This window comes from Noviherbaspirillum soli (assembly GCF_015352955.1).
Taxonomy (GTDB): Bacteria; Pseudomonadota; Gammaproteobacteria; order Burkholderiales; family Burkholderiaceae_D; genus Noviherbaspirillum_A; species Noviherbaspirillum_A soli.
Genome location: NZ_JACYOX010000012.1, coordinates 22,931 through 44,982 on the forward strand (window position 1 = coordinate 22,931; position 22,052 = coordinate 44,982).

Here is a 22,052-nt window from a genome sequence, read left to right on the forward strand (position 1 = left end):
ATGCGCCGCCAGGCCAGGCCTCGATGCTGTTCTTTGGACTCAACACAAGCAGGCAACATAGGGTCTGGCGTAGCATGCGCAGTAACGATTCCGATGGAGCGCCCATGAAATTACGTACGCTGCTGCTGTTGCTGCTACTGCTGGCCATTACCCTGTTCGTCGCATTGAACTGGCCGGTCATCATTGCACCGACCACCCTGTCGCTGCTGGTGACGACGGTGGAGGCGCCGCTGGGCTTGATCATGCTCGGCATGCTGGTCTTGCTGACAGGTGCGTTCGCCGTTTTCGCCGGTGTGCATCAGACCTCGATTCTGCTAGAGGCGCGGCAGCAGGCCAAGGAACTGCAGGCGCAGCGCAAGCTGGCTGACCAGGCCGAGGCATCGCGCATTACCGAACTGCATCAGCTGCTCACTGCCACGCTGCAGAAGCTGGATCAGCAGGCCCAGGAAAACCGCCTGGCGACCCACGCCCGCATCGACGCGCTCGAGCAGAGCCTGCGCGCCGCCCTCAGCCAGGAAACCACCACGCTTTCCGCCTATATCGGCGAACTGGAAGACCGTCTCGAGCGCGGCACGGCGGGCAGCCATCCGCTGCGTGGCGGCTGAGGAACAAGTATCAGCATGGCATCGGTGCGCCAGCTAACCGACACCTGCAATCGGGGCCGGTATGTTTGCTGGTCGCTGTCTCGTCCGAGTAAAAGACAGCGAGTCATCCGTCGTGGAGAATGAAAATGCAAAACCCTTCCGAGAATATTCCGCTGATCCAGATGCAGCAGGCTGAAAGCGGGCAGTGGCATGTCAACCAGGTTGGTCTGGCCGAACCGCTGGCTTCCTTTGCGGAGATGGAAGCCGCAGTCGATTATGCAAGCGATTTTGCTCAGACCAGCGGTGGCCGCATCGTCCAGCATCTTGACTGAGCCAGTGGCGCAAGGCCGTCCCGGGCTGCGCGCCATGCTGGAACTGGTACGGGATGCGGTGTCGGCCTGGAGCCGCGACTATGCGCCCAGCATGGGCGCGGCGCTGTCGTATTACACGATCTTTTCGATTGCTCCGCTGCTGCTTATCGTCATTTCCATCGCCGGCATGTTCTATGGCGAGGAAGCGGCACGCGGTGCCGTGTTCTATCAGGTCAGAGACCTGATGGGCGATGGCGCCGCAGTCGCGCTGCAAGGACTCCTGGCCAGCGCGCGCAAACCGGCCGATGGCATCGTTGCCGCTTTCATCGGCGTGGTGCTGCTCATTGTCGGCGCAAGCTCGGTGTTTGGTGAACTGCAGAGCGCACTGGACAGGATCTGGCGCGTTCCCGAGCAGGAAAAATCCGGCGGCTTATGGAAGCTGCTGCGCACTCGCTTGGTCTCCTTCGCCATGATCATTGGCATAGGACTGCTGCTGATTGCCTCGCTGCTTGCAAGCGCCTTGCTGGCGGTGCTTGAAAAGTGGTGGGGTGCGCTGTTCGGCGCCCGTGCGCTGCTGGCCAGCGCGCTCAACATCGGCTTGAGCTATCTGATGGTCACCGTGATGTTTGCGATGATCTACAAGATCATGCCGCGCATTCGCATCGCCTGGCGTGACGTCTGGACCGGTGCGGCGATCACATCGCTGCTCTTTACGGCCGGAAAGTATGCAATTGGCCTGTACATTGGCACCAGCGGCGTCAGCTCCACCTTCGGCGCCGCCGGCTCGCTGGTCGTGATCCTGGTATGGGTGTATTACTCGGCGCAGATTTTCCTGCTGGGCGCCGAATTTACCTGGGTATATGCCCACCGCTATGGCTCCCGCCGTTCTTCTCAAAACACCTGACGATATGTCCTCCGGCGCCGTTGCGCCAGTTCTCCGAACTGCCTGTGCGGGCAGTACGGGCACGCCTTGCCGGCGTTTTTGCTGGATGCTTTTAGTTTCCGTCGTTCGAACAAAAGATCTTTTGTCGGCTTGAATCGGGAACAGGGGATTTCTTTGCGTTACTCAACGCACTGCTCAAGCAAAAAAATTCCTCAAAAGTCCGGTTTGCAACGTCCAGTCCTTTCCGAATGCTACTAGCCGGCTCAACGATAAAAATTCATTCATTGCGTGCCTTGCGGAGCATTTCATGCCACCTTGCCGGCATTCGCCTTTGCGTCCGGCTTCTCCCCATCCTGGGGATGTTCTTCACATGCGGCTCCGCATCGGGCCAGCAGTTCAGCGGCAGGCTGCTCGATGCGGTCAGGCTGACGTTATTGCATGAGCCGCAAATAGGCGCCGCCAACCGGCAGTTGATGCTCAGCGAAGGCCAGCTCCAGGTCGCCCGCGGTGAATTTGACACAGCGCTCACTACCGGAGTCGAACTGGCGCAGGCGCGCTCGCCCTTGCTGCAGGCGCTGCAAAGCCCCGCAGCAAGCCAGGTCGAAAGCAGCACCGCCTCCTATTTGCTGGGAGCGACAAGCCGTCTGCGTTCGGGTGTGACGGTAGCGCCCAGCGTCAGGATCAATCGGGTACGCGACAACATCCAGTCGCTGACTTCGCCGGCCACAGGCACCGTGGCGCTCAATTTCACTGTGCCCCTCCAGAAGGGCAGGGGCACCCGCTTCAATACCGCTGCGGAACGGGCAGCGGAGCAGGTGCTGGCCTCGGCAGACATGGGTCTGCGGCACACCATCGCGTCCCGGATCAGTCGCAGCGTCAATGCCTACTGGGATTACCTGGCCGCACTGCAGGCGCTGGATATCCGCCGGCTCTCCGAAAACCGTTCCCTGCTATTGCTCGATGATGCCCGCCGACTGGCCAGGGGTGATGAAATTCCGCAGGCCGATGTGCTCCAATACGAGGCACAAGTGGCGCGCGACCGCGGCCTGCGTATCGCCGCCGAGCAGTCGCTGGCGGAAGCGCGCGCGGCGCTGGTGCTGGCCATGGGGATCGCCGGACAGCCCGATACGCCAACGCCTGCGCCAAGTGACGACTTTCCCGAGTTGCCTGCTGCCGTCATGGAATCGCTGTCCAGGCCATGGCCCTATTCGGCACTGGCTGCGCGCTTTGACGTCAGGGCGCAGCAGCGCCGCGTTGACGCTGCCGAGATTCTTTATGAGGCAACGCGGCGTGACCCGATCTCGCAGCTCGACCTGACCTTGTCGGTTGGCTATAGCGGCCTGCGTGAAAACCGTGCCGCGCTCGCCGCCTGGCAGGCCCTGAATGCGCCGGCGTCTGGCTTGAACGCGTCGATCGGCCTGGTCTACGTGCTGCCGGTGCAAGGCAATACCCAGGCTGGCCTAGTCCGCCAGCGCGCGGCGCTTGCCGAGCAGGCGCGCCTTGAGCTTGACGGCCTGCTGCAGGCCGCGCATGCCACTGTCAGCGTGCAGCGCGCCAGCGTTTTGAGTGCGGCCCTGCAGCTGGAACAGGCGCGGCAGCAGGTGAGGCTGCAGACACAGGTGTTTGCCGACGAGCGCAAGAAATACCGCCTTGGCCTGGCCACCGTGCTGGATCTGCTCACCGCCGAGGCAAGGCTTACCGCCGACGAGCTTGGCGTGATCGATGCCCGCCGCCGTCTTGCCCAGGCACTGGCCAGCTACCGTTTCGAGACCGCCACGTTGCTGGGCGCTGACGGCGACGAGCAGCGCGTCACCATGGAATCATTGACGACCCTTCCGGAGCTGCCATGAAGCAGGAGATGTTTCGCAAGTCGGCGCTGGACAGCCTCGCCACGCCTGACCGGCTTGATGAAGCCATGCGGATTACCCGTCCGCGCGCCTGGATTGCCCTGGCAGCCATTCTGTTGATTCTTCTTTCCAGCCTGGTATGGAGCATTTTCGGCACGCTGCCCGCCAGCGTAGAGGGGCAGGGCATCATCATTCGCGAGGGCGGCACCTTCAACGTCGTCTCCTTCGGTACGGGCGTGCTAACGGAAATGGCCGATCTCGATCTCGGCGACCCGGTCCGCCCAGGGCAGGTGCTGGGTCGGATTGCCCAGCCTGAAATGGAGCAGCAGGTCGCGGCGCAACGCAAGGTGGTGCGGCAACTGACTGACGAGCAAAATGACCTGATCAGCCGCACCGATGCCTTGCGGCCGGTACAGGAAAAGGCCGTAAAACTTCAGCAGGCAGTGCTGCTCCACACCATCGCAACCCGGCAGGAGCAACTGCAATCTCTCCGTACCATGCTTGACGGGCAGCGGGAATTGCTGGGCGATGGCCTGATCACCCGCCAGCGCTACGAGCAGACCCGGCAGCAGGCGCTCGGTGCGGAAAGCGATATCGACAATGCCCGTACCATGCTGCAGAAGCTTTCCGTCGAGCAGATCGAGGTTGCCGCAGCGCGCGAGAACCGTTTGCGCGAGGTGGGCAACCGCCTGTTGCAGGCACAGAGCCGGCTCGAGGACCTGCTTTTGCAGCATGATCTCGCGTCCCGCATCGTCAGTCCGCATGAAGGCATCGTGGTCGAAACGATGGCGATGCAGGGTGACGTCGTCAAGAACGGCCAGCCCATCGTCAGTGTTGAAATCAATGAAGGCTTGCTGGAAGCCGTGGTCTACCTGCCGCCCAATTCCAATGCCAAGCTGCTCAAGGCAGGCATGCCCGCCCAGATTTCACCGGCAACCGCCAAGAAGGAACGGTTCGGCTACCTGGTCGGCACCGTGACGGCGGTGGCGCAATACCCGGCGACCGAGCTGGGCATGCTGTCGCTGTTCAACAATGCCACGCTGGTGCGCGAGCTGACGCGCAACGGGCCGCCCATTTCTGTTCAGGTTCAGTTGACCAAAGATGCCGGCACCCGCAGCGGCTATCGCTGGTCGTCCAACGCCGGAGCCAAGGTCGAACTGTCCAGCGGGACCCTGGCAACGGGCACCTTCGTCGTGGAAAAAAAGCGCCCGATCAGCCTGCTTATCCCTTTGTTGCGCGAACTGACCGGGACCTGACCATGGGCAAGTGGAACACGTTGTTGCGCCACATTAACGGCTGCAGGATAAAGACACCGACGGTGCTGCAGATGGAAGCGGTGGAATGTGGCGCGGCTGCCCTGGGCATCGTGCTGCAGCATTATGGCCGCTACGTGTCGCTGGAAGAGTTGCGCATCGCCTGTGGCGTGTCGCGCGATGGCAGCAAGGCCAGCAGCGTGGTGCGTGCCGCACGCGCGCACGGGCTCAAGGCCCAGGGTATGCGGCTTGACATCGACGCCCTGTATGGTCATGCCTGCCCGATGATCCTGTTCTGGAACTTCAACCACTTCCTTGTCCTGGAAGGACTGAATGACAAGAAGGCGTGGATCAATGATCCGGCGACTGGCCCGCGCACCGTTGCCATGGATGAATTCAATCGATCCTATACCGGCATCGCGCTGCTGTTTGAGCCCGAGTCCCATTTCGAACGTTCACCTGATCCCAACGGGATCGTCGGCGCACTGAGCCGTCGGCTGCGCAATGTGCGGGGTGCTGCGGCCTATGTCCTGCTTGCCGGTCTGGGTATGGTCATTCCCGGCCTTGCCATCCCCGTGTTTTCGCAGGTCTTTGTCGATAGCTATCTGATAGGCCGGCTGCAGGGTTGGGTCAAGCCCCTGTTGCTGGGCATGGCGCTGACCGCCGTGCTCAGGGCCTTGCTGACCTGGCTTCAGCTGTCCTATCTGCTCAGGCTTGAAACCCGCCTCTCTCTTACGGCGTCGGCCAATTACTTCTGGCATCTGTTGCGACTTCCTATCGACTTCTTCAGCCAGCGGCACGCCGCCAGCATTGGCCAGAGGGTAAGCATCAACGACGGTATCGCGCGCCTGGTTGCCGGGGAGCTTGCGGTCAACGTGGTGAGCCTGGTGACGCTGGTCTTCTATCTGGCCATCATGCTCTCCTATGATGTGCTGCTGACAGTAATCGGCGTATCGCTCACCATGCTCAATGTGCTGCTGCTGGCCGTGGTCTCACGCAAGCGACGCGACCGCACCATGCGCTTGCAGCAGCAGCGAGGCAAGCTTGGCGCCACGCTGGTTGGCGGCATCCAGACCATTGAAACCATCAAGGCGGGCGGCGGCGAAGCCGATTTCTTCAGCCGCTGGTCGGGCCTCAAGGCGGGCGTCAACAATACCGAGCAGGACCTGCTGTTCTACACCCGGCTGCTTGGCACCCTGCCTTTGCTGGTATCGGCAGCCATCACCGCCTCTATTCTGGGCCTGGGCGGTTTGCGTGTCATGTCGGGCGAGATCACGATCGGGATGCTGATCGCATTTCAGAGCCTGATGGTCTCCTTTTCCAGTCCGGTCAACAATCTCATGGGCCTGGCCGGCAGATTGCAGGAAGCCGACGCCGACCTCAAGCGCCTGGATGACACGCTGCGTTATCAGGTTGATCCACGATTCATGGCCTCCGATGCGCCGGCAAACCCATCGGAGCAGGATGCGCCGGGGCTTGAGGAAAAACTTCAGGGCGCCCTGGAGCTGCGTCATGTCAGCTTCGGCTACAGCAGGCTGGAACCGCCCTTGCTGGAAGACTTCAGCCTGAGTCTTGCGCCGGGGCAGCGCGTTGCGCTGGTCGGCGCATCGGGAAGCGGCAAGAGCACGGTGGCGAAACTGGTAATGGGACTGCATCAGCCGTGGTCGGGTGAAATCCTGTTTGACGGGCGTCGCCGCGCCGACATCAGCCCACGCGTCCTCAGCGCCAGCCTGGCCGGCGTGGATCAGGATATCCATCTGTTCTCGGGGCGCGTTCGCGACAACTTCACGCTATGGGACAGCAGCGTGGCAGAGCCGGACGTCGTGCGCGCCGGGCAAGATGCAGCAATCCATGACACCATCGCCAGCCGCGCTGGCGGCTACGATACACAGGTCACCGAGGGCGCCAGCAATTTTTCCGGAGGCCAGCGGCAGCGTCTTGAAATCGGTCGCGCGCTCACGGGCAATCCGCGCATCCTGGTGCTGGACGAAGCCACTGCGGCTCTCGACACGGCCACCGAGAAGGAAATCGACGACAGCCTGCGCCGTCGAGGCTGCACTTGCCTGATCGTTGCGCACCGCCTCTCCACGATACGCGACTGTGATGAAATCATCGTGATGGACCATGGCCGTATTGTCGAGCGAGGCACCCATGACACGCTGCTGCGTCGCGCAGGCGCCTACTCAGCACTGGTTGGCGAGATCGCAGCATGATGGCCACGGACAGCGCCGATATGGCGGCACACTTGGTGCAGTTGCTTGCGCCCCATGGGCAAAGGCAGTTTCCGCTTGCCCTGGAACCGGTCGTTCTGGGTGTCAGCGACACGGTGTGGCTGGTGGAGCAGGGCGGAGTCGACCTGTTTCATGTGGCAATCGCCGGCAGCGTGCCGGCTGGAGTGCGACGTCATGTATGTCGTATCAAGCCGGGCGAAGTCATCCTCGACAGGCCTGGATCGCCCGATTCTGCATTGATGGCAGTCGCCCTGTCGCGCACCTCATGGATTCGACTGGAAAACGCCGGCGAAGGCGTGGCAGGCGACCAGGTTGCCGAGCAGGCCCTGCAACAACTGAAAGAGAACTGGCATCGCACGCTGTTGCGTGCAATACCCGGCTTGCCTGCGGAAGCGGTTCAGGCAAAGGCCAATCATGTTGCGCTGTTGAACGTGCTGGACGATCAAGCCGGCCAAGCGCAGATGCGGGAGCATGCACAGCTCCAGCAGGGTGCGCTGGCCGAACTGCAGCAGATGCAGCATGCGCTGTCCGAGGTGGCTCAGGTCCTGTCGACTTCGGAAACCGCGCTGCCTGCAGCGATTGGCAATCCGCTGCAGGCAGCTTGCACGCTGGTGCTGCGCGCCTCGGGTATCGCACTTCCTGGTTTGAAGGCCATCGCGTTGACGGCATCGGGCAGCGAGCCCTGGCTGGAAAGCTTTTGCCGTGAACATCAGTTGATACAGCGCCGGGTCAAACTGAAGGGTCCGTTCTGGTGGCGCCAGGATCACGGTGCGCTGCTGGCCTTTCATGAGGGATATAAAAGACCGGTTGCATTGATTCCGAATGCCAGCGGCTATGTGTTGAGCGACCCGGAAACCGGAACGACGTGCCGTGTGGATGCTGACATCGCCAACAGCCTGACGACCCATGCAGTCCAGTTCTTTCCCTGCCTGCCCGGTGCGGCGCTTCGTTTCAAGGACCTGGTGTGGTTTGGCCTGACCGGCAGCCGCCGTGACCGCCTGAGACTGATCGTTTTCGGAATGGCGGGCGGGGCCGCTGGCATGATCTCCCCCATCGCCATGCAGGTGCTGACCGATTCCGTGCTGCCCTCTGCCGACCGCGACGAGCTTGGGCAATTGATTGCGCTGCTATTCATGACCGGCATCTGCATGACGGCGTTTACCTTCTGCCGCGTGCTGGCAACGATGCGCATCCGCACACGTCTCGGCAACAGCGTTCAATGCGGGGTTATACATCGGCTGCTGGGGCTGCCGGCCGCTTTCTTCCGCGATCATGAGGCGGGCGATCTGGCGCAGCGGGCCATGGGGATCGATGCAGCACTGCAAACTATCAGCAATACCGTGGAAAGCGCCATTTTTGGCTGGCTGTTCGGCTTATTCAGTCTGCTGTATCTGTTTTTCCTGGACCTGCGCCTTGCTGTCATGGCCATCCTGCTGGTGGGCGTGCAATTGGCCTGGACGTTGGTGATGAACTATCGGGCATTGCTGGTCGAGCGCCAGAGCGCCGCTTTGTCCGGGCGTATCGCCAGCCAGGTTTTCCAGCTGCTCACAGGCATCGCAAAACTGCGCGCCCATGGCGCGGAGCGGCGAGCGTTTTCAATCTGGGCCGGGCTTTTCGCGCAGCAGAAGGCGTTGGATATGCGCATCCATCGGATCGGCAACGCCAGCGCCACCTTCGATGCCGGCTTTGGGCTCTTGTGCAGCATTCTGCTGTTCGGTGCTGTCGCATTCTTGTTGCCCGACATGCGTGCGGGTGAATTCCTGTCCTTCAGCGCCGCTTTTGCGCAGTTCCTGGGAGCAACCATGGCGTTGGGCAGCGCCTTGACCAGCAGCCTCGGCGTGATACCGCTGTACGAGAGGGCGCGGCCAATACTGCAGGCCATTCCCGAGGCCGTCGCAAGCGCGCATTTGCCCGGCAGACTCAACGGCGCAATCGATATCAGTGGACTGTCGTTTGGCTATGGGGCGGATGGGTCCGACGTGCTCAGCGATATCAACATCGCCATCCGCCCCGGGGAATTCATCGCCCTGGTTGGCGCATCGGGCTGTGGCAAGTCGACTTTGCTGCGCCTGTTGCTCGGTTTCGAAACGCCGCGCTCCGGAGCGATTTACTACGACGGCCAGGACCTGTCCGGGCTGGACAAGGTGGCAATACGGCGGCAGATCGGCACCGTGCTCCAGAGCGGGAAGCTGATAGCGGGCGATATGTTCACCAATATTGTCGGCACCGCGCCCCTGACCATGGAGGACGCATGGGAAGCCGCCCGGATGGCCGGACTGGACGAAGATATCAAGGTCATGCCTATGGGCATGCATACGATGATCAATGACGGCGCAACCACAATTTCCGGAGGGCAAAGGCAACGCATGATGATCGCGCGTGCCATTGTCAGCAAACCAGCCATTCTTTTACTGGATGAGGCAACCAGCGCTCTCGATAACCGCACACAGGCCACTGTGACAAGCAGTATCGCCAGCTTGAAAGCCACCAGGGTCGTCGTTGCCCACCGTCTTTCAACGATTGCCGGGGCCGACCGCATTTTCTTTATCGAACGAGGACGCATTGTGGAGAGCGGGACTTACCAGGAATTAATGGCACTAAACGGTCGTTTTAAAACACTGGCTGAAAGGCAACTCATATGAGCAAGCTGCTGCTGGCTGAGGGCGATAAATGGGTCGAACAGGCCCGGAACGGCAACCAGGACGCATTCAACAAGCTGATGGAAGCCTATTACAGCAGGGTATGGCGGTTCCTCCTCAAATGGGTGAAGAACCGCGACGATGCCGAGGAACTGACGCAGGAAACCTTTCTGGCGGCATGGCGCGCGCTGCCTGGCTACCGGGCCGGATCGCAGTTTTCCACCTGGCTGCTGGGCATTGCGCTCAACCTGGCACGCAACCATCACAACCGGGTGGTCAAAAAGCGCCTGAACGATGTGGAACTGGACGAGTCGCTTTACCTGGAACGGCCGGGTGGGCATGATATCGAACCGGAATCGCAATACCAGCGCAAGCAGGCGATGATCGCGCTGCAGCAATCCATAGACCGATTGCCCGAGGACATGCGGGAGGTCATGGTCATGGTCAAGCTGGAGGGCATGCTGCTTGAAGATGTCGCCAGCATGCTGGGCATTCCTTCCGGAACGGTGAAAAGCCGGCTGTCGCGCGCCAAGACCAAGTTGATGGAAGATATGGGACGTCATCTCTAGTCAGGAGGCGGCGGCCGCAGTCGGAACGAAACGCCGACCGCAGTTGCTCAACCTGTCGAACGCACCCGTTCTCATCGACTCTTACCAAGGACATCAACATGAATGACAAGGAATCCAAACTCGACCATCTGCTGGCGGATCTGGCGGCATCCTATGCCCGTAGCGCGCCGCCGCGGGACGGGCTGGAAAAGCTGAAGCGCCGCATGCAGGCAGAGACCAATACGCTGTCGGACGCCGACCTGGAATGGCTTGCCGCTGCCGGCAAGGCCCTGGAGATAAAAGGCCACAAGGACGAATGAAGGTTCAAACAGTCAGGTCCGGCAGCCTCCGGCAGCCAGGTCTGGCAACGCAAGCCTGGTCGTCAAGCCGAAGCCCGGCTGATCGCCGCAGCGAGCGGGCGCACCGCCAGCCCTTGGGTCCTGCGCCAATAAATACCGCGCACGCTTCATTTCCCCTCTGAGCTTCATTTCCCCTTTGAATATCCCCGCAGATACCTGCGGGCGGCCATTGTTGATCCCCTTTCCCTGAAGGCAGTACACTGTTGCGGCATTTGACGCGATTTTCGCGCTGCCTAGCGACTGGCATGGATGCAGATGGTGGCTTCCGCCCGCCTCCCGAGGCTCATCACAGGCGCTCGCGGCATGGTCCTGTGGCATGGTGCTTGCACGGTCTTGCCATCCAGGCCAAGCCTTCCGCCGCCGTACCGGCCTCATCAATAAGAAAACCAGGAGATGTAATGAATCAGTGTCCCGTGAAGTTTTCCAGTGTCCTGCGCCTGCTGGGAAGCGCGTTGCTCATTCCCGGCCTTGCGCTTGCCAGTCCGTTCGCCTATGTACCCAATGAGAAGTCAGGCACGGTGTCGGTCATCGATGTTGCCAACGACAGCGTAGTCACCGACATCAAGGCCGGCAGCAAGCCGCGCGGCCTGGCCATCGCCGGAAACCGGCTGTATGTCAGCGACCAGCCGGCCAACGCCCTCGTGGTGATCGACCTGGCCAGCCGCAAGCCCAGCGGAACGGTCGCGCTCGGCGAGTCGCCGGAGGGCGTGTCGGCTTCGGCGGCCGGGGACTGGATCGTCGCGGCCAGCGAGGTCAGCAATGCAGTCAGCTTCATCGATGTCGCTACCGGGAAAAAGGCGTTTTCCGTCACCACGGAAGGCAAGAATCCGGAGCATGCGGTGTTCAGTCCCGACGGCAAGCTGCTGCTGGTCAGCGCCGAGGAAGCCGACAGCGTGGACGTGGTGGATGTGGCGCAGCGCAAGCAGGTGGCGTCGATCAAGGTGGGCATGCGGCCGCGCGGCATTGCCTTCCGGCCCGACGGCGCTGTCGCCTATGTCGCCTGCGAACTGGCCAGCACGGTGTACGCGATCGACGTGCCCGGCCGCAAGGTGATCAAGGAAATCAAGGCCGGCAACTTTTCGAATGGCGTGACCATGGCGCCCGACGGCAAGCGGGTCTATGTCTCCAACGGCAAGGATGGCAGCGTGTCGGTGATCGACACCGCCGGCAATGCGGTCGTTGCCACGATTCCGGTTGGAAAGCGACCCTGGAACATGGCGATCACGCCGGATGGCAGCAAGCTCTATGTGGCCAATGGCCGATCCAATTCGGTGTCGGTGATCGACACCGCCAGCAATACGGTCAGCAAGGAGATTAGCGTCGGAGAAATGCCATGGGGAGTCGTGATCCAATGAATGCCATCGTAGAAGGGAAGGCGCTGCAGGCACAGGCCAGGCCGGCTGCCCGTTACACCTGGCAGGCCATTGCGCTGCACTGGCTGCTGGCGGCGCTGATCATAGGCATGCTGGTGCTCGGCTATTCGCTGGAAGACATTCCGCGCAATACGCCTGCGCGCGGCTTCTATGTGAACCTGCACAAGTCGTTTGGCGTGCTGGTGCTGGTTCTGGTGCTGGTGCGGCTGGGCTGGCGTTTCACGCACAGGCCGCCGCCGCTGGAAGCCGGCGTGCCGCGCTGGCAGGCGGTCGCCGCCGCCTGGAGCCACGGGCTGCTGTATCTGTGCATCCTGCTGCAGCCCTTGTCGGGCTACCTGGGATCCTCGTTCGGCAAGTACGGCGTGAAGTTCTTCGGAATCGAACTGCCCAACTGGGGCTGGGAAGACAAGGCGCTGCGCGGCTTCTTCGGGGAAGTGCATGAAGCGGTCGGGTTCGCGCTGGCGGTGCTGATCGCCATCCATGTGCTGGCGGCGCTGAAGCACCTGCTGATCGACCGTGACCAGGTGTTCCAGCGCATGATGCCGGGCGGGCGCAGATCCTGACTGCACTGGCGATTTCTTCCACTTCCAGAACCGGCCGCGCGCCGGTTTTTTCTTGGCCGCGACGGCGCCGGCATCTTGACGTCATTCCCTGCCGGCCGCTGCCTCGCCGCCGTTATCACAACTTGGGACAGTGTTGTTGCAAAAGGGAGCAGCCGTTCAGGTCGTTGCCACGCGAACCGGGATAAGGCGCCTGCGACCAGCGGCGCAGCATGGGCCATCCATGGGAAAAACGGCGGGACCGGCCGACGGACGGCATGTCGGGCGAGCTGGCACGTGGATTGCGTTAATAGCGATGGCAGCAGGCGAACCATCGCTTCAACCATCCCATGACAGATAAAGAGGAAGACACCATGAATCTCGCAGACATCAGCAAGCTCGGCATCAAGAACCCGTTCAAGGAGCGCTATGACAACTTCATCGGCGGCAAATTCGTCCCGCCAGTGAAGGGCCAGTACTTCGAGAACATCAGCCCCGTGATCGGCAAGACCTTCTGCGAAGTGGCGCGCTCCACCGCCGAGGACGTTGAGCTGGCGCTGGACGCCGCCCATGCCGCGAAGAAGGCCTGGGGCAAGACTTCGCTGGCCGAGCGCTCGCTGATCCTGAACCGCATCGCCGACCGCCTGGAAGCCAACCTGCAGCTGCTGGCGACCGCCGAAACCATCGACAACGGCAAGCCGATCCGCGAAACCATGGCGGCCGACATTCCGCTGGCGATCGATCACTTCCGCTATTTCGGCGGCGTGATCCGTGCCCAGGAAGGCTCGATCGCGCAGATCGATTCCGAGACCTATGCCTATCACTTCCATGAGCCGCTGGGCGTGGTTGGCCAGATCATTCCCTGGAATTTCCCGATCCTGATGGCCGTGTGGAAGCTGGCGCCGGCGCTGGCAGCCGGCAATTGCGTGGTGCTGAAGCCGGCCGAGCAGACGCCTGCCTCCATCATGGTGCTGATCGAGCTGATCGCCGACCTGCTGCCGCCTGGCGTGGTCAACATCGTCAATGGCTTTGGCCTGGAGTGCGGCAAGCCGCTGGCGTCTTCCAAGCGCATCGCCAAGATCGCCTTCACCGGCGAGACCGGCACCGGCCGCCTGATCATGCAATACGCGTCGCAGAACATCATCCCGGTGACGCTGGAACTGGGCGGCAAGTCGCCCAACATCTTCTTCGAAGACGTGATGGACAAGGACGACGCCTTCTTCGACAAGTGCCTCGAAGGCTTCGCGATGTTCGCGCTGAACCAGGGCGAGGTCTGCACCTGCCCATCGCGCGTGCTGGTGCAGGAGTCGATCTACGACCGCTTCATGGAGCGCGCGGTCAAGCGGGTCGAGGCGATCAAGCAGGGCAACCCGCTCGATTCGTCGACCATGATCGGCGCCCAGGCTTCGCAGGAGCAACTGGAAAAGATCCTGTCCTATCTCGACATCGGCCGCCAGGAAGGCGCCAGGGTGCTGACCGGCGGCGCGCAGAACATGCTCGAGGGCGACTTCGCCGGCGGCTACTACGTCAAGCCGACCATCTTCGAAGGCCACAACAAGATGCGCGTCTTCCAGGAAGAGATCTTCGGGCCGGTGGTGTCGGTGACCAGGTTCAAGGATGAAGCCGAGGCGCTGGAGATTGCCAACGACACGCTGTATGGCCTGGGCGCCGGCCTCTGGACCCGCGACAATGCGCGCGCCTTCCGCGTCGGCCGCGAGATCCAGGCCGGCCGCGTCTGGACCAACTGCTATCACCTGTACCCGGCCCATGCGGCGTTCGGCGGCTACAAGCAGTCCGGCATCGGCCGTGAAAATCACAAGATGATGCTGGAGCACTATCAGCAGACCAAGAACCTGCTGGTCAGCTACAGCCCGAACGCGCTCGGCTTCTTCTGAGCCGGCGTACAGCCAGGCGCATGCCGCCGCATGCGCCTGGCATCGATGTGATACCGAGATGGGATGGAGTCATGGAAGCACTGGTACCCCGAGTCACCGCCACGCCGGCCGCGCTGGAACTGATCGCGCAGTTGCGGCAGAAGCATGGCCCGCTGATGTTCTTCCAGTCGGGCGGCTGCTGCGACGGCAGCTCGCCGATGTGCTATGCGGCAGGCGAATTCAATGTGGGCGATGAAGACGTCTATCTCGGCAATCTGGATGGCGTGCCGTTCTATATCGGCGCCGACCAGTTCGAGTACTGGCAGCACACGCAACTGATCATCGATGTGGTCAATGGCATGGGCGGCATGTTCTCGCTGGATAACGGGACGGGCAAGCGCTTCCTGACCCGTTCGCGCATCTATACCGACGAGGAGTCGGCGCAGCTGGAAGGCAAGCGCACCCATGGCGACAGCCTGCGCAGCGGGCAGCCGGGATATCCATCGCATCAGGCAGAACAACCGCAGTAATTTCCGAGGAGACTGTAATGCAGAAGAAGAGCTTAGCCATTTTCGTTGCCCTGGCCCTGTCGGCGTCGCTTGGCGCGCAGGCGGCGGGCGTGACCAACGCCATGCTTGAGAGCACGGGCAAGGACAACGCCAGCGTGCTGAACTGGGGCATCAGCCAGGACGGCCAGCGCTTTTCGCCGCTGACCCAGGTCAATACCAAGAACGTGTCCAAGCTGGTGCCGGCCTGGTCGTTCTCGTTTGGCGGCGAGAAGCAGCGCGGCCAGGAGTCGCAGCCGCTGATCTATAACGGCAAGATGTTCGTCACCGCGTCCTACTCGCGCATCTTCGCGCTGGATGCCAAGACCGGCAACAAGCTGTGGAAGTACGAGCACCGCCTGCCGGACGGCATCATGCCGTGCTGCGACGTGGTCAACCGCGGCGCCGCGCTGTACGACAACCTGGTGATCTTCAGTACGCTGGACGCGCAGCTGATCGCGCTGAACCAGGACACCGGCGAAGTGGTATGGAAGGAGAAGGTCGACGACTATGCCGCCGGCTATTCCAACACCGCCGCGCCGCTGATTGCCAAGGGCCTGCTGCTGACCGGCGTGTCGGGCGGCGAGTTCGGCGTGGTGGGACGCGTCGAGGCGCGCGATCCGAAGACGGGCCAGATGGTCTGGTCGCGCCCGATGGTCGAAGGCCACATGGGCTACAAGTACGATGCCGACGGCAAGGCCATCGAGAACGGCATTTCCGGCACCACCAACAAGACCTGGCCGGGCGACCTCTGGAAGACCGGCGGCGCGGCCACGTGGCTGGGCGGCACCTACGATCCCAAGACCGGCCTGGCCTACTTCGGCACCGGCAATCCCTCGCCCTGGAACAGTTATCTGCGTCCTGGCGACAACCTGTACTCCTCGTCCACCGTGGCGATCGACGTGACCACCGGCCAGATCAAGTGGCACTACCAGACCACGCCGCATGACGGCTGGGACTTCGACGGCGTCAACGAGTTCGTCACCTTCGACCAGGGCGGCAAGCGCCTGGGCGGCAAGGCCGACCGCAACGGCTTCTTCTACGTGGTCGACGCGAACAACGGCAAGCTGGAAAACGCCTTCCCCTTCGTCAAGAAGATCACCTGGGCCACCGGCATCGACCTGAAGACAGGCCGGCCGAACTACACGCCTGACGGCCGTCCCGGCGACCCGACCAAGGGCGCGGACGGCAAGAAGGGCCAGTCGGTATTTGCCGCGCCGTCCTTCCTGGGCGGCAAGAACCAGATGCCGATGGCGTACAGCCCGAAGACCAACATGTTCTACGTGCCAGCCAACGAATGGGGCATGGAGATCTGGAACGAGCCGATCACCTACAAGAAGGGCGCGGCCTTCCTCGGCGCGGGCTTCACCATCAAGCCATTGAACGACGACTACATCGGCGCGCTGCGCGCGATCGATCCCAAGAGCGGCAAGATCGCCTGGGAAGTCAAGAACAATGCGCCGCTGTGGGGTGGCGTGCTGGCCACCGCCGGCGACCTGGTGTTCTATGGCACGCCCGAAGGTTACCTGAAGGCGCTGGACGCGAAGTCGGGCAAGGAGATGTGGAAGTTCCAGACCGGCTCCGGCGTCGTGGCGCCGCCGATCACCTGGCAGGAAGGCAATACGCAATATGTGGCCGTGGTGTCGGGCTGGGGCGGCGCAGTGCCGCTGTGGGGCGGCGAAGTGGCCAAGAAGGTGAATTTCCTTGAGCAGGGCGGCTCGGTCTGGGTGTTCAAGCTGTCGTCGCTGTAAACACGTTTCGTTACAGGCTCTCCCGCTGCCTTCAGGCAGACTTGCCGGTGACCACGCTGTGGTTGCCGGTTTTTTTTGCCTGCGGCACGGGGAACATTTAGGCGGGTTGGCGGCGCGGCTTCGGTAATCAGGGGCGTTGCCGGGACGGCAGCGGGTTCAGCCGCCTTGTAGGGTGCGATACCCGAAGGGCATTGCAACGTGGTCGCAAGCCGGCATCGCTTTGCCGGCCGGCTTCCCTGATTGACCAATGGCGGAATGCCCCTGCGGGGTATTCCGCCCTACGACGCAACACCTTTTTTGCCGCCCATGGCACGCCGCGGCGCGTCGACCGGCAGCGGCATTTGCAGTTTCTACTTCGCCTGTGTACAATGCGACCTCTCAGACGCGGGGTGGAGCAGTCTGGCAGCTCGTCGGGCTCATAACCCGAAGGTCGTAGGTTCAAATCCTGCCCCCGCAACCAAGGTTTCAATGCAAAAGGCCCGCAATCGCGGGCCTTTTGCTTTTCGTCGTGACAGCGCGCCGTCAGCGCGGCTTGTACTCCACCAGTTCCATCGCCACCCGGCCGCCGCTGTAGAAGGTGGTGGCAAGACGTTCGACCCGCTCCAGCTTCACCAGGCCGACGCCGCGGCAATACCATTCGGTGGTAGTCACTGGCACCTTGTTGAAACCGCGCACCGGGTCAGTGAAGAGCGTCATCTCGGCATGGCCGGCGACCCGGGCGCAATGGTCGTAGCTGCCGGCGGCGACAGTCAGCTTCTCGTCCAGCGCCTCGACCGTGTAAGTCATCAGCAAAGGCCGGCCGTACTTGATCTCGCGCGGATACTCATTCTTGCGCAGCACGGTGTAGGCCACGGTCGGCGCGCGCCAGCTGTCGCCAAGCTTCAGCGGCAGCCTCAGCACCGTGCGCGGCGCTTCGTCCAGGCTGGCCTGTTCCTGCAGGTCCAGGCGCTGGGCAATGCGCACGATGCCGTCGGGCTCTTCGCGCAGCCAGTACTCGACGCCGATGTTGTCGGGCGTCTCGCTGCGCCGGATGAACAGCGGCTTGCCGTCGTAGACGCGTTCGTCAAGCACCCGTATGGTCTGCTGGCCGCGGCTGGTGGCGCCGTCGCTTTCGGTCTCCACCGCATACGTCCAGCGCGCACCGGGCTGCAGCGGGAAGTAGGAACTGCTGTCCTTGGCGCCGCAGCCGGACAGTAGCAGGCAGGCGAGCAGGGTGGTTGCGCGCATGCTCATTTCTCCGGCAGTTGAGGGGAGGGCGCGTCGCTGATGCGGATCTTGATCTTGGGGTCGGCCGCGTTGCGCAGCCACGAGTTGCTCGCGCCCAGCGCCGGCGGCTCGGTCGAGCCGATCTGGCTTACGCCCTGGCGGTTCTTCTTCATGGCCTCGCCCAGCAGCGCATGCAGGTCGCGCGCATAGGGCAGCTTGTAGGCCCTTGGCTCCTGCGCCGGCTTGTTGTCGCGCAGTGCATTGACCCAGATGTAGAGCGCACCCTGCTGCTTTCTCTCCTTGTCGGGCTCTTCCACCACCACCGCCAGCAGCACGAACTTTTCCGGCGGGGTGTTCGGCGCCGGCCAGCCCAGCATGCCCTGGAATGCCGCCTGCGCGACGAAGTAGGACGCGGTCACCAGCAGCACCATGCCGGCCTTGACCCATAGCGGCCAGCGCGTTGCCAGGCACAGAAGCAGCAGCAGGAAGGCCAGGGCAACATAGAGCAGGGTCAGCAGCAGGGGATGATCGGTCATGGCGATTGGACGATGGTTTTTGGCAGGGTGTTGATATCGGCGACGTTGCCGTCGGCGGTGACGGTGAAGCGCACCGCGGTGCGTTCGGCCCCTTTGGCCGGCAGCCTGACGCTGCCGTAATAGACAACGTCGGCGCGCGGATTGACCTTGACCACGGACACGGTCACGTCCACCGGCGACTGGTTGCGGCTTTCGTAGTACTGCACGTTGACGGTGTATTCGCCGGGCGCGAAGCCGCGCAGCGTCACTACTTCCTGGTTCAGCGGATTGACCACTTCGCGGCCATTGACCAGCAGGGTGTCGCCGACGGTGCCGCGGTCGTCGCGGTCCAGGTGCATCAGGCCGCCTTCGCGCTGGCGGAACCAGGCCAGGTTGCCGGCCGGGTCCTGCACCCAGGTGTCGATGTCGTTGGGGTCGTTGTCGGGCCAGCTGACCGTGATGATGAATTCCGCCTTGGCCGGCACGTCGCCCGCCTTCTTCGCCTTCGGATTCATCGCCAGCACCGCGATGATGAAGCAGAACACGAAGGCGATCAGGATGTTGAACAGCATGTCGTAGAACGGGTCGACATCGCTGTCGCGCCGGCTGCGCCGCCTTGGCATCAGGCGGCCTGCCCGAGCGCGGTCTCGGCGTACTGCATCGCGTCGGCCAGCAGTGCATCCGCGCAGCGGTCGAGCCGGGTCAGCTGCAGGCCCAGCAGCATGTTGGCCACCAGGCCCACCGCGGTGGTCAGGAGCGCAATGCCGAGGCCGCCGGTCAAAGTCTTCAGCAGGTCCTGGGTCTGGCTCGGGTCGAAGCTTTCCAGCCGCGAGATCTGGATCGCCAGTATCGAAAAGCCGATCACCTTGCCCAGCAGGCCCAGCTTGATCTGGATGCCGTTGACCCACCAGGCGCCGTCATTGGGGCCGTGCAGCCGCTCGGCCAGCACATCGGCCAGGCGGCCGCGCGCGCCGGCATCGGCCGGCTGCTGCGCCAGCAAATTGCGGAAGTAATCGTCGATATGGCTGTGCGGCCGGCCGCGCATGCCGCGCCGCCAGCCTTCCATGCTGGCGCGCTCGGCGCACAGCCAAAGGCTGCGCCGGCCGCACCACAGGGTGGCCACGGCGAAGATGGCGACGATGGTCATGGTGATGCCGGTCGGGTCGGCATCCAGCAGCATGCGCCAGACGCCGTACTGCCACAGCAGCACTGCCGCAAACAGCAGCACGCCGGCGAAGGCCAGCCAGGTCAGGAAAAGCGTGTCGGCGGAAGCGGCGTCGCGCTGCATGGTTTCTCCATCGTTCTTGTGATGGAAGACCGACGCAATTTCCATGCCCCGCGGCATGGACATGGGAGACAGCCGGCCCGGCGTCCGCGCTGCTCCAGCAGGAAACAGTGCTGTTGCAAATTGGGACAGCCGGGCAGGCTCCTAATGATGCAGCTTGCGGTAGATGGTGTTGCGCGACACGCCCAGCGCGCGCGCGGTGGCCGATACATTGCCGCCATGGGCTTCCAGCGACTTGCGGATCACCGAGGCTTCCACGTCTTCCAGCGTCGTCATGTCGCTGACCACGCGGGTGACGGTGTCTGCCACTTCCTGGCGACGGGCGTGGCTGATGTCTTCCAGGAAGTCGTCGGGCAGGTGGTCGACGCCGATCTCGGCATCGTCGCCCAGCATCACGATGGCGGTGCGCAGCAGGTTGGTCAGCTGGCGGAAATTGCCCGGCCAGTTGTGCTGCTTGAACATGCGCATGACCTCGGCCGACACCTTGCAGGGATGGCCGTCGGATTCGGTCGCCAGCAGCCGGTTGATCACCACTTCGAGATCGGTGCGCTCGCGCAGCGGCGGCAGCTTCACCACCAGGCCGTTGAGCCGGTAGTACAGGTCCTCGCGGAAGGTGCCCTGTGCGATCATGTCGCGCAGGTTGCGGTTGGTGGCGCAGATCAGCGCGACATTGACCGGGATCGACTTGGTGCTGCCCAGCGGCGTGACCATGCGGTCCTGCAGCACCCGCAGCAGGCGCACCTGCAGGCTGACCGGCATGTCGCCGATCTCGTCGAGGAACAGGGTGCCGCCATTGGCCTGCAGGATCTTGCCGATGCTGCCCTTCTTGCGCGCGCCGGTGAAGGCGCCGTCTTCATAGCCGAACAGTTCCGACTCGATCAGGGTTTCCGGTATCGATGCGCAGTTCACCGCGACGAAGGGACCGCCGCTGCGCGGCGAATCGTTGTGGATGGCCTGTGCCAGCAGGTCCTTGCCGGTGCCGGTCTCGCCGGTGACGAGGATCGAGATGTCCCGGCCCAGCACCTTGCCGACCTTGTCGATCAGCCGCTGCACCTGCGCATCGCCCGTATTGAGGTAGCGCAGGCTGGACAGGCGGCGGGCGGCATTGTCGAAGGATTCGGCCCGCGCCGGCGCGGCCGGCCTGGCCTGCTGGGCGGGCGCTTCCTGGTCCGCCGCCGGCATTGTCATGTTATGGAACACCATGTTCGTGCGGCGCATCTCGGCGCGGGCATAGACCCGCACGCCGTTATGCAGGCACAGGTTCAGCAGCGACGGCGCGGCGGTACGGTAATGGTCGAACAGCGCCGACACCGGCAGGCCGAACAGGGAGCTGAAGGTGTGCGTCTGCAGCGCCGACAGCGGCAGGCCGAGCTGGAACAGGCCGCTGCGGCTGGCCGACAGGAAGCGGCCGCTCGGCGAGAAGGATGCAATGCCTTCCATCAGCGTGCCGATGAATTCCGGGCGGCTGTGGAAGTGCAGGGTGATGGCTTCGTCGAAGGCGGCGGCGAACAGGTTGTTCTCTATCATCTGCGCCGACATGCGCACCAGCGCCATCGTGTGCTGATGGTAGCTGCGCTGGTCGCCGGTCACGTCGAGCACGCCGATCACATTGCCCTGGTGATTGAAGATGGGCGAGGCCGAACAGGTCAGGAAGTGGTTGGCCACCAGGTAGTGCTGGTTGGCATGCACAAGGGTCGGCTTCTTCTCGACGATGGCGGTGCCGATCGCATTCGTGCCCTTGCCCTCCTCGGACCAGGAGACGCCCGGCTGCAGCGCCACGCGGTTGGCTTTTTCCAGGAAGTCGGCATCGCCCAGCGCATGAACGATGACGCCGTTGGCATCGGTCAGCACCACCATGTTGTGGGTGTTGACGATCTGCTCGTAGAGCGTCTCCATCACCGGCAGCGCATGGGTGTGCAGCACCTGGTTCTGTTCGACCAGCAAGCTCAAGTCGCTGCGGCCGATGGGGGAGAAGTCGGGATGCTCGGTCTCGGACAGGCCGTAGGATGCGCAACGCTGATGGGATTCATTAAGCATGATGTTCGAGCAGATTGCAGAAAGCATGCCATCGCTTCCTGCCGTCGCGCGAACGCCGGAACCGGCTTCGCCGGTGTTGTCTCCTGCCATAACCGCTCCTTCTTGGTTTGGGGGCGTGGTGCACTTTAAGTAGCTATTTTTTTCGCCATGGTACACCTGTTGAGAAATGGCGCAACCGTTTAACGAACAACGCGCAGTGCAAGGCAGAAAGCCGGCTGGCACGGCAATTGCGGTAGGGATGGCATCCGCTTTTCATACACAGGAGACACTCC

At 62.8% G+C, this 22,052-nt stretch carries 19 protein-coding genes and 1 tRNA gene; 15 read left to right on the top strand and 5 right to left on the bottom strand.

The window, feature by feature from the left end; genetic code table 11:
* Window positions 1-104 precede the first annotated feature (104 nt).
* From IGW04_RS11135 to IGW04_RS11205, 15 genes are all read left to right on the top strand, one after another.
* Complete coding sequence (locus tag IGW04_RS11135; RefSeq protein WP_194713149.1) at window positions 105-605, top strand: LapA family protein; 501 nt, start codon at window positions 105-107, stop codon at window positions 603-605.
* 125 nt (window positions 606-730) lie between these two features.
* The gene (locus IGW04_RS11140) at window positions 731-916 is read left to right on the top strand and encodes a hypothetical protein (RefSeq protein WP_194713150.1); all 186 of its coding nucleotides are present in this window, start codon (window positions 731-733) and stop codon (window positions 914-916) included.
* Between the two features lie 34 nt (window positions 917-950).
* Complete coding sequence (locus tag IGW04_RS11145; protein WP_228527028.1) at window positions 951-1,799, top strand: YihY/virulence factor BrkB family protein; 849 nt, start codon at window positions 951-953, stop codon at window positions 1,797-1,799.
* A 338-nt stretch (window positions 1,800-2,137) separates the two neighbouring features.
* Complete coding sequence (locus tag IGW04_RS11150) at window positions 2,138-3,628, top strand: TolC family protein (protein WP_194713152.1); 1,491 nt, start codon at window positions 2,138-2,140, stop codon at window positions 3,626-3,628.
* Window positions 3,625-4,881 carry an NHLP bacteriocin system secretion protein gene (locus IGW04_RS11155; protein WP_194713153.1) on the top strand — a complete coding sequence of 419 codons (1,257 nt, stop codon included), beginning with the start codon at window positions 3,625-3,627 and terminating at the stop codon, window positions 4,879-4,881. Before IGW04_RS11150 ends, IGW04_RS11155 begins: the two co-directional genes overlap by 4 nt.
* Window positions 4,882-4,904: 23 nt before the next feature.
* Window positions 4,905-7,091, top strand: coding sequence for an NHLP family bacteriocin export ABC transporter peptidase/permease/ATPase subunit (locus IGW04_RS11160; protein WP_228527011.1), 2,187 nt, complete (start codon window positions 4,905-4,907; stop codon window positions 7,089-7,091).
* Entirely contained in the window at window positions 7,088-9,751 is a 2,664-nt protein-coding gene (locus IGW04_RS11165; RefSeq protein ID WP_194713155.1) for an NHLP bacteriocin export ABC transporter permease/ATPase subunit, read from the top strand. Before IGW04_RS11160 ends, IGW04_RS11165 begins: the two co-directional genes overlap by 4 nt.
* Window positions 9,748-10,317, top strand: a complete 570-nt coding sequence (locus tag IGW04_RS11170) for an RNA polymerase sigma factor (RefSeq protein WP_194713156.1) — start codon at window positions 9,748-9,750, stop codon at window positions 10,315-10,317. The genes IGW04_RS11165 and IGW04_RS11170 overlap by 4 nt, the downstream gene beginning before the upstream one ends.
* Before the next feature lie 98 nt (window positions 10,318-10,415).
* Window positions 10,416-10,616, top strand: a complete 201-nt coding sequence (locus IGW04_RS11175) for a hypothetical protein (protein ID WP_194713157.1) — start codon at window positions 10,416-10,418, stop codon at window positions 10,614-10,616.
* Window positions 10,617-11,053: 437 nt separating this feature from the next.
* Window positions 11,054-12,010 carry a beta-propeller fold lactonase family protein gene (locus IGW04_RS11180; RefSeq protein WP_194713158.1) on the top strand — a complete coding sequence of 319 codons (957 nt, stop codon included), beginning with the start codon at window positions 11,054-11,056 and terminating at the stop codon, window positions 12,008-12,010.
* Window positions 12,007-12,591: a cytochrome b gene (locus IGW04_RS11185; protein WP_194713159.1), complete on the top strand. Its 585-nt coding sequence runs from the start codon at window positions 12,007-12,009 to the stop codon at window positions 12,589-12,591. Before IGW04_RS11180 ends, IGW04_RS11185 begins: the two co-directional genes overlap by 4 nt.
* A 350-nt stretch (window positions 12,592-12,941) precedes the next feature.
* Window positions 12,942-14,462 (top strand): aldehyde dehydrogenase, encoded by a 1,521-nt coding sequence (gene adh / locus IGW04_RS11190; RefSeq protein ID WP_194713160.1) that lies wholly within the window; start codon window positions 12,942-12,944, stop codon window positions 14,460-14,462.
* 71 nt (window positions 14,463-14,533) lie between these two features.
* Complete coding sequence (locus tag IGW04_RS11195; RefSeq protein ID WP_194713161.1) at window positions 14,534-14,971, top strand: DUF779 domain-containing protein; 438 nt, start codon at window positions 14,534-14,536, stop codon at window positions 14,969-14,971.
* A gap of 17 nt (window positions 14,972-14,988) precedes the next feature.
* Window positions 14,989-16,737, top strand: coding sequence for a PQQ-dependent methanol/ethanol family dehydrogenase (locus tag IGW04_RS11200; protein ID WP_194713162.1), 1,749 nt, complete (start codon window positions 14,989-14,991; stop codon window positions 16,735-16,737).
* A gap of 383 nt (window positions 16,738-17,120) precedes the next feature.
* A tRNA-Met gene (locus IGW04_RS11205) sits at window positions 17,121-17,197 on the top strand.
* A gap of 62 nt (window positions 17,198-17,259) precedes the next feature.
* Here the strand turns inward: IGW04_RS11205 and IGW04_RS11210 are convergent.
* The 5 genes from IGW04_RS11210 to IGW04_RS11230 form a co-directional block, all read right to left on the bottom strand.
* On the bottom strand, window positions 17,260-17,964 hold the full coding sequence (locus IGW04_RS11210) for a hypothetical protein (RefSeq protein ID WP_194713163.1): 705 nt from the start codon (window positions 17,962-17,964) through the stop codon (window positions 17,260-17,262).
* Window positions 17,965-17,966: 2 nt separating this feature from the next.
* The gene (locus tag IGW04_RS11215) at window positions 17,967-18,479 is read right to left on the bottom strand and encodes a hypothetical protein (protein ID WP_228527012.1); all 513 of its coding nucleotides are present in this window, start codon (window positions 18,477-18,479) and stop codon (window positions 17,967-17,969) included.
* On the bottom strand, window positions 18,476-19,081 hold the full coding sequence (locus IGW04_RS11220) for a hypothetical protein (protein ID WP_194713164.1): 606 nt from the start codon (window positions 19,079-19,081) through the stop codon (window positions 18,476-18,478). Before IGW04_RS11220 ends, IGW04_RS11215 begins: the two co-directional genes overlap by 4 nt.
* Complete coding sequence (locus IGW04_RS11225) at window positions 19,081-19,809, bottom strand: hypothetical protein (RefSeq protein WP_228527013.1); 729 nt, start codon at window positions 19,807-19,809, stop codon at window positions 19,081-19,083. The genes IGW04_RS11220 and IGW04_RS11225 overlap by 1 nt, the downstream gene beginning before the upstream one ends.
* Window positions 19,810-19,887: 78 nt before the next feature.
* The gene (locus IGW04_RS11230) at window positions 19,888-21,807 is read right to left on the bottom strand and encodes a sigma-54-dependent Fis family transcriptional regulator (RefSeq protein WP_228527014.1); all 1,920 of its coding nucleotides are present in this window, start codon (window positions 21,805-21,807) and stop codon (window positions 19,888-19,890) included.
* Between the last annotated feature and the right edge of the window lie 245 nt (window positions 21,808-22,052).

Excerpts from the sequence above, each read along its gene's own strand:
- adh (WP_194713160.1), top strand. The coding sequence starts at position 12,942 with ATGAATCTCGCAGACATCAGCAAGCTCGGCATCAAGAACCCGTTCAAG.
- IGW04_RS11185 (WP_194713159.1), top strand. The coding sequence starts at position 12,007 with ATGAATGCCATCGTAGAAGGGAAGGCGCTGCAGGCACAGGCCAGGCCG.
- IGW04_RS11165 (WP_194713155.1), top strand. The coding sequence starts at position 7,088 with ATGATGGCCACGGACAGCGCCGATATGGCGGCACACTTGGTGCAGTTG.
- IGW04_RS11145 (WP_228527028.1), top strand. The coding sequence starts at position 951 with ATGCTGGAACTGGTACGGGATGCGGTGTCGGCCTGGAGCCGCGACTAT.
- IGW04_RS11155 (WP_194713153.1), top strand. The coding sequence starts at position 3,625 with ATGAAGCAGGAGATGTTTCGCAAGTCGGCGCTGGACAGCCTCGCCACG.
- IGW04_RS11215 (WP_228527012.1), bottom strand. The coding sequence starts at position 18,479 with ATGACCGATCATCCCCTGCTGCTGACCCTGCTCTATGTTGCCCTGGCC.
- IGW04_RS11225 (WP_228527013.1), bottom strand. The coding sequence starts at position 19,809 with ATGTCCATGCCGCGGGGCATGGAAATTGCGTCGGTCTTCCATCACAAG.
- IGW04_RS11230 (WP_228527014.1), bottom strand. The coding sequence starts at position 21,807 with ATGCTTTCTGCAATCTGCTCGAACATCATGCTTAATGAATCCCATCAG.
- IGW04_RS11170 (WP_194713156.1), top strand. The coding sequence starts at position 9,748 with ATGAGCAAGCTGCTGCTGGCTGAGGGCGATAAATGGGTCGAACAGGCC.
- IGW04_RS11140 (WP_194713150.1), top strand. The coding sequence starts at position 731 with ATGCAAAACCCTTCCGAGAATATTCCGCTGATCCAGATGCAGCAGGCT.
- IGW04_RS11175 (WP_194713157.1), top strand. The coding sequence starts at position 10,416 with ATGAATGACAAGGAATCCAAACTCGACCATCTGCTGGCGGATCTGGCG.
- IGW04_RS11180 (WP_194713158.1), top strand. The coding sequence starts at position 11,054 with ATGAATCAGTGTCCCGTGAAGTTTTCCAGTGTCCTGCGCCTGCTGGGA.
- IGW04_RS11195 (WP_194713161.1), top strand. The coding sequence starts at position 14,534 with ATGGAAGCACTGGTACCCCGAGTCACCGCCACGCCGGCCGCGCTGGAA.
- IGW04_RS11200 (WP_194713162.1), top strand. The coding sequence starts at position 14,989 with ATGCAGAAGAAGAGCTTAGCCATTTTCGTTGCCCTGGCCCTGTCGGCG.
- IGW04_RS11210 (WP_194713163.1), bottom strand. The coding sequence starts at position 17,964 with ATGCGCGCAACCACCCTGCTCGCCTGCCTGCTACTGTCCGGCTGCGGC.
- IGW04_RS11220 (WP_194713164.1), bottom strand. The coding sequence starts at position 19,081 with ATGCCAAGGCGGCGCAGCCGGCGCGACAGCGATGTCGACCCGTTCTAC.
- IGW04_RS11135 (WP_194713149.1), top strand. The coding sequence starts at position 105 with ATGAAATTACGTACGCTGCTGCTGTTGCTGCTACTGCTGGCCATTACC.
- IGW04_RS11150 (WP_194713152.1), top strand. The coding sequence starts at position 2,138 with ATGTTCTTCACATGCGGCTCCGCATCGGGCCAGCAGTTCAGCGGCAGG.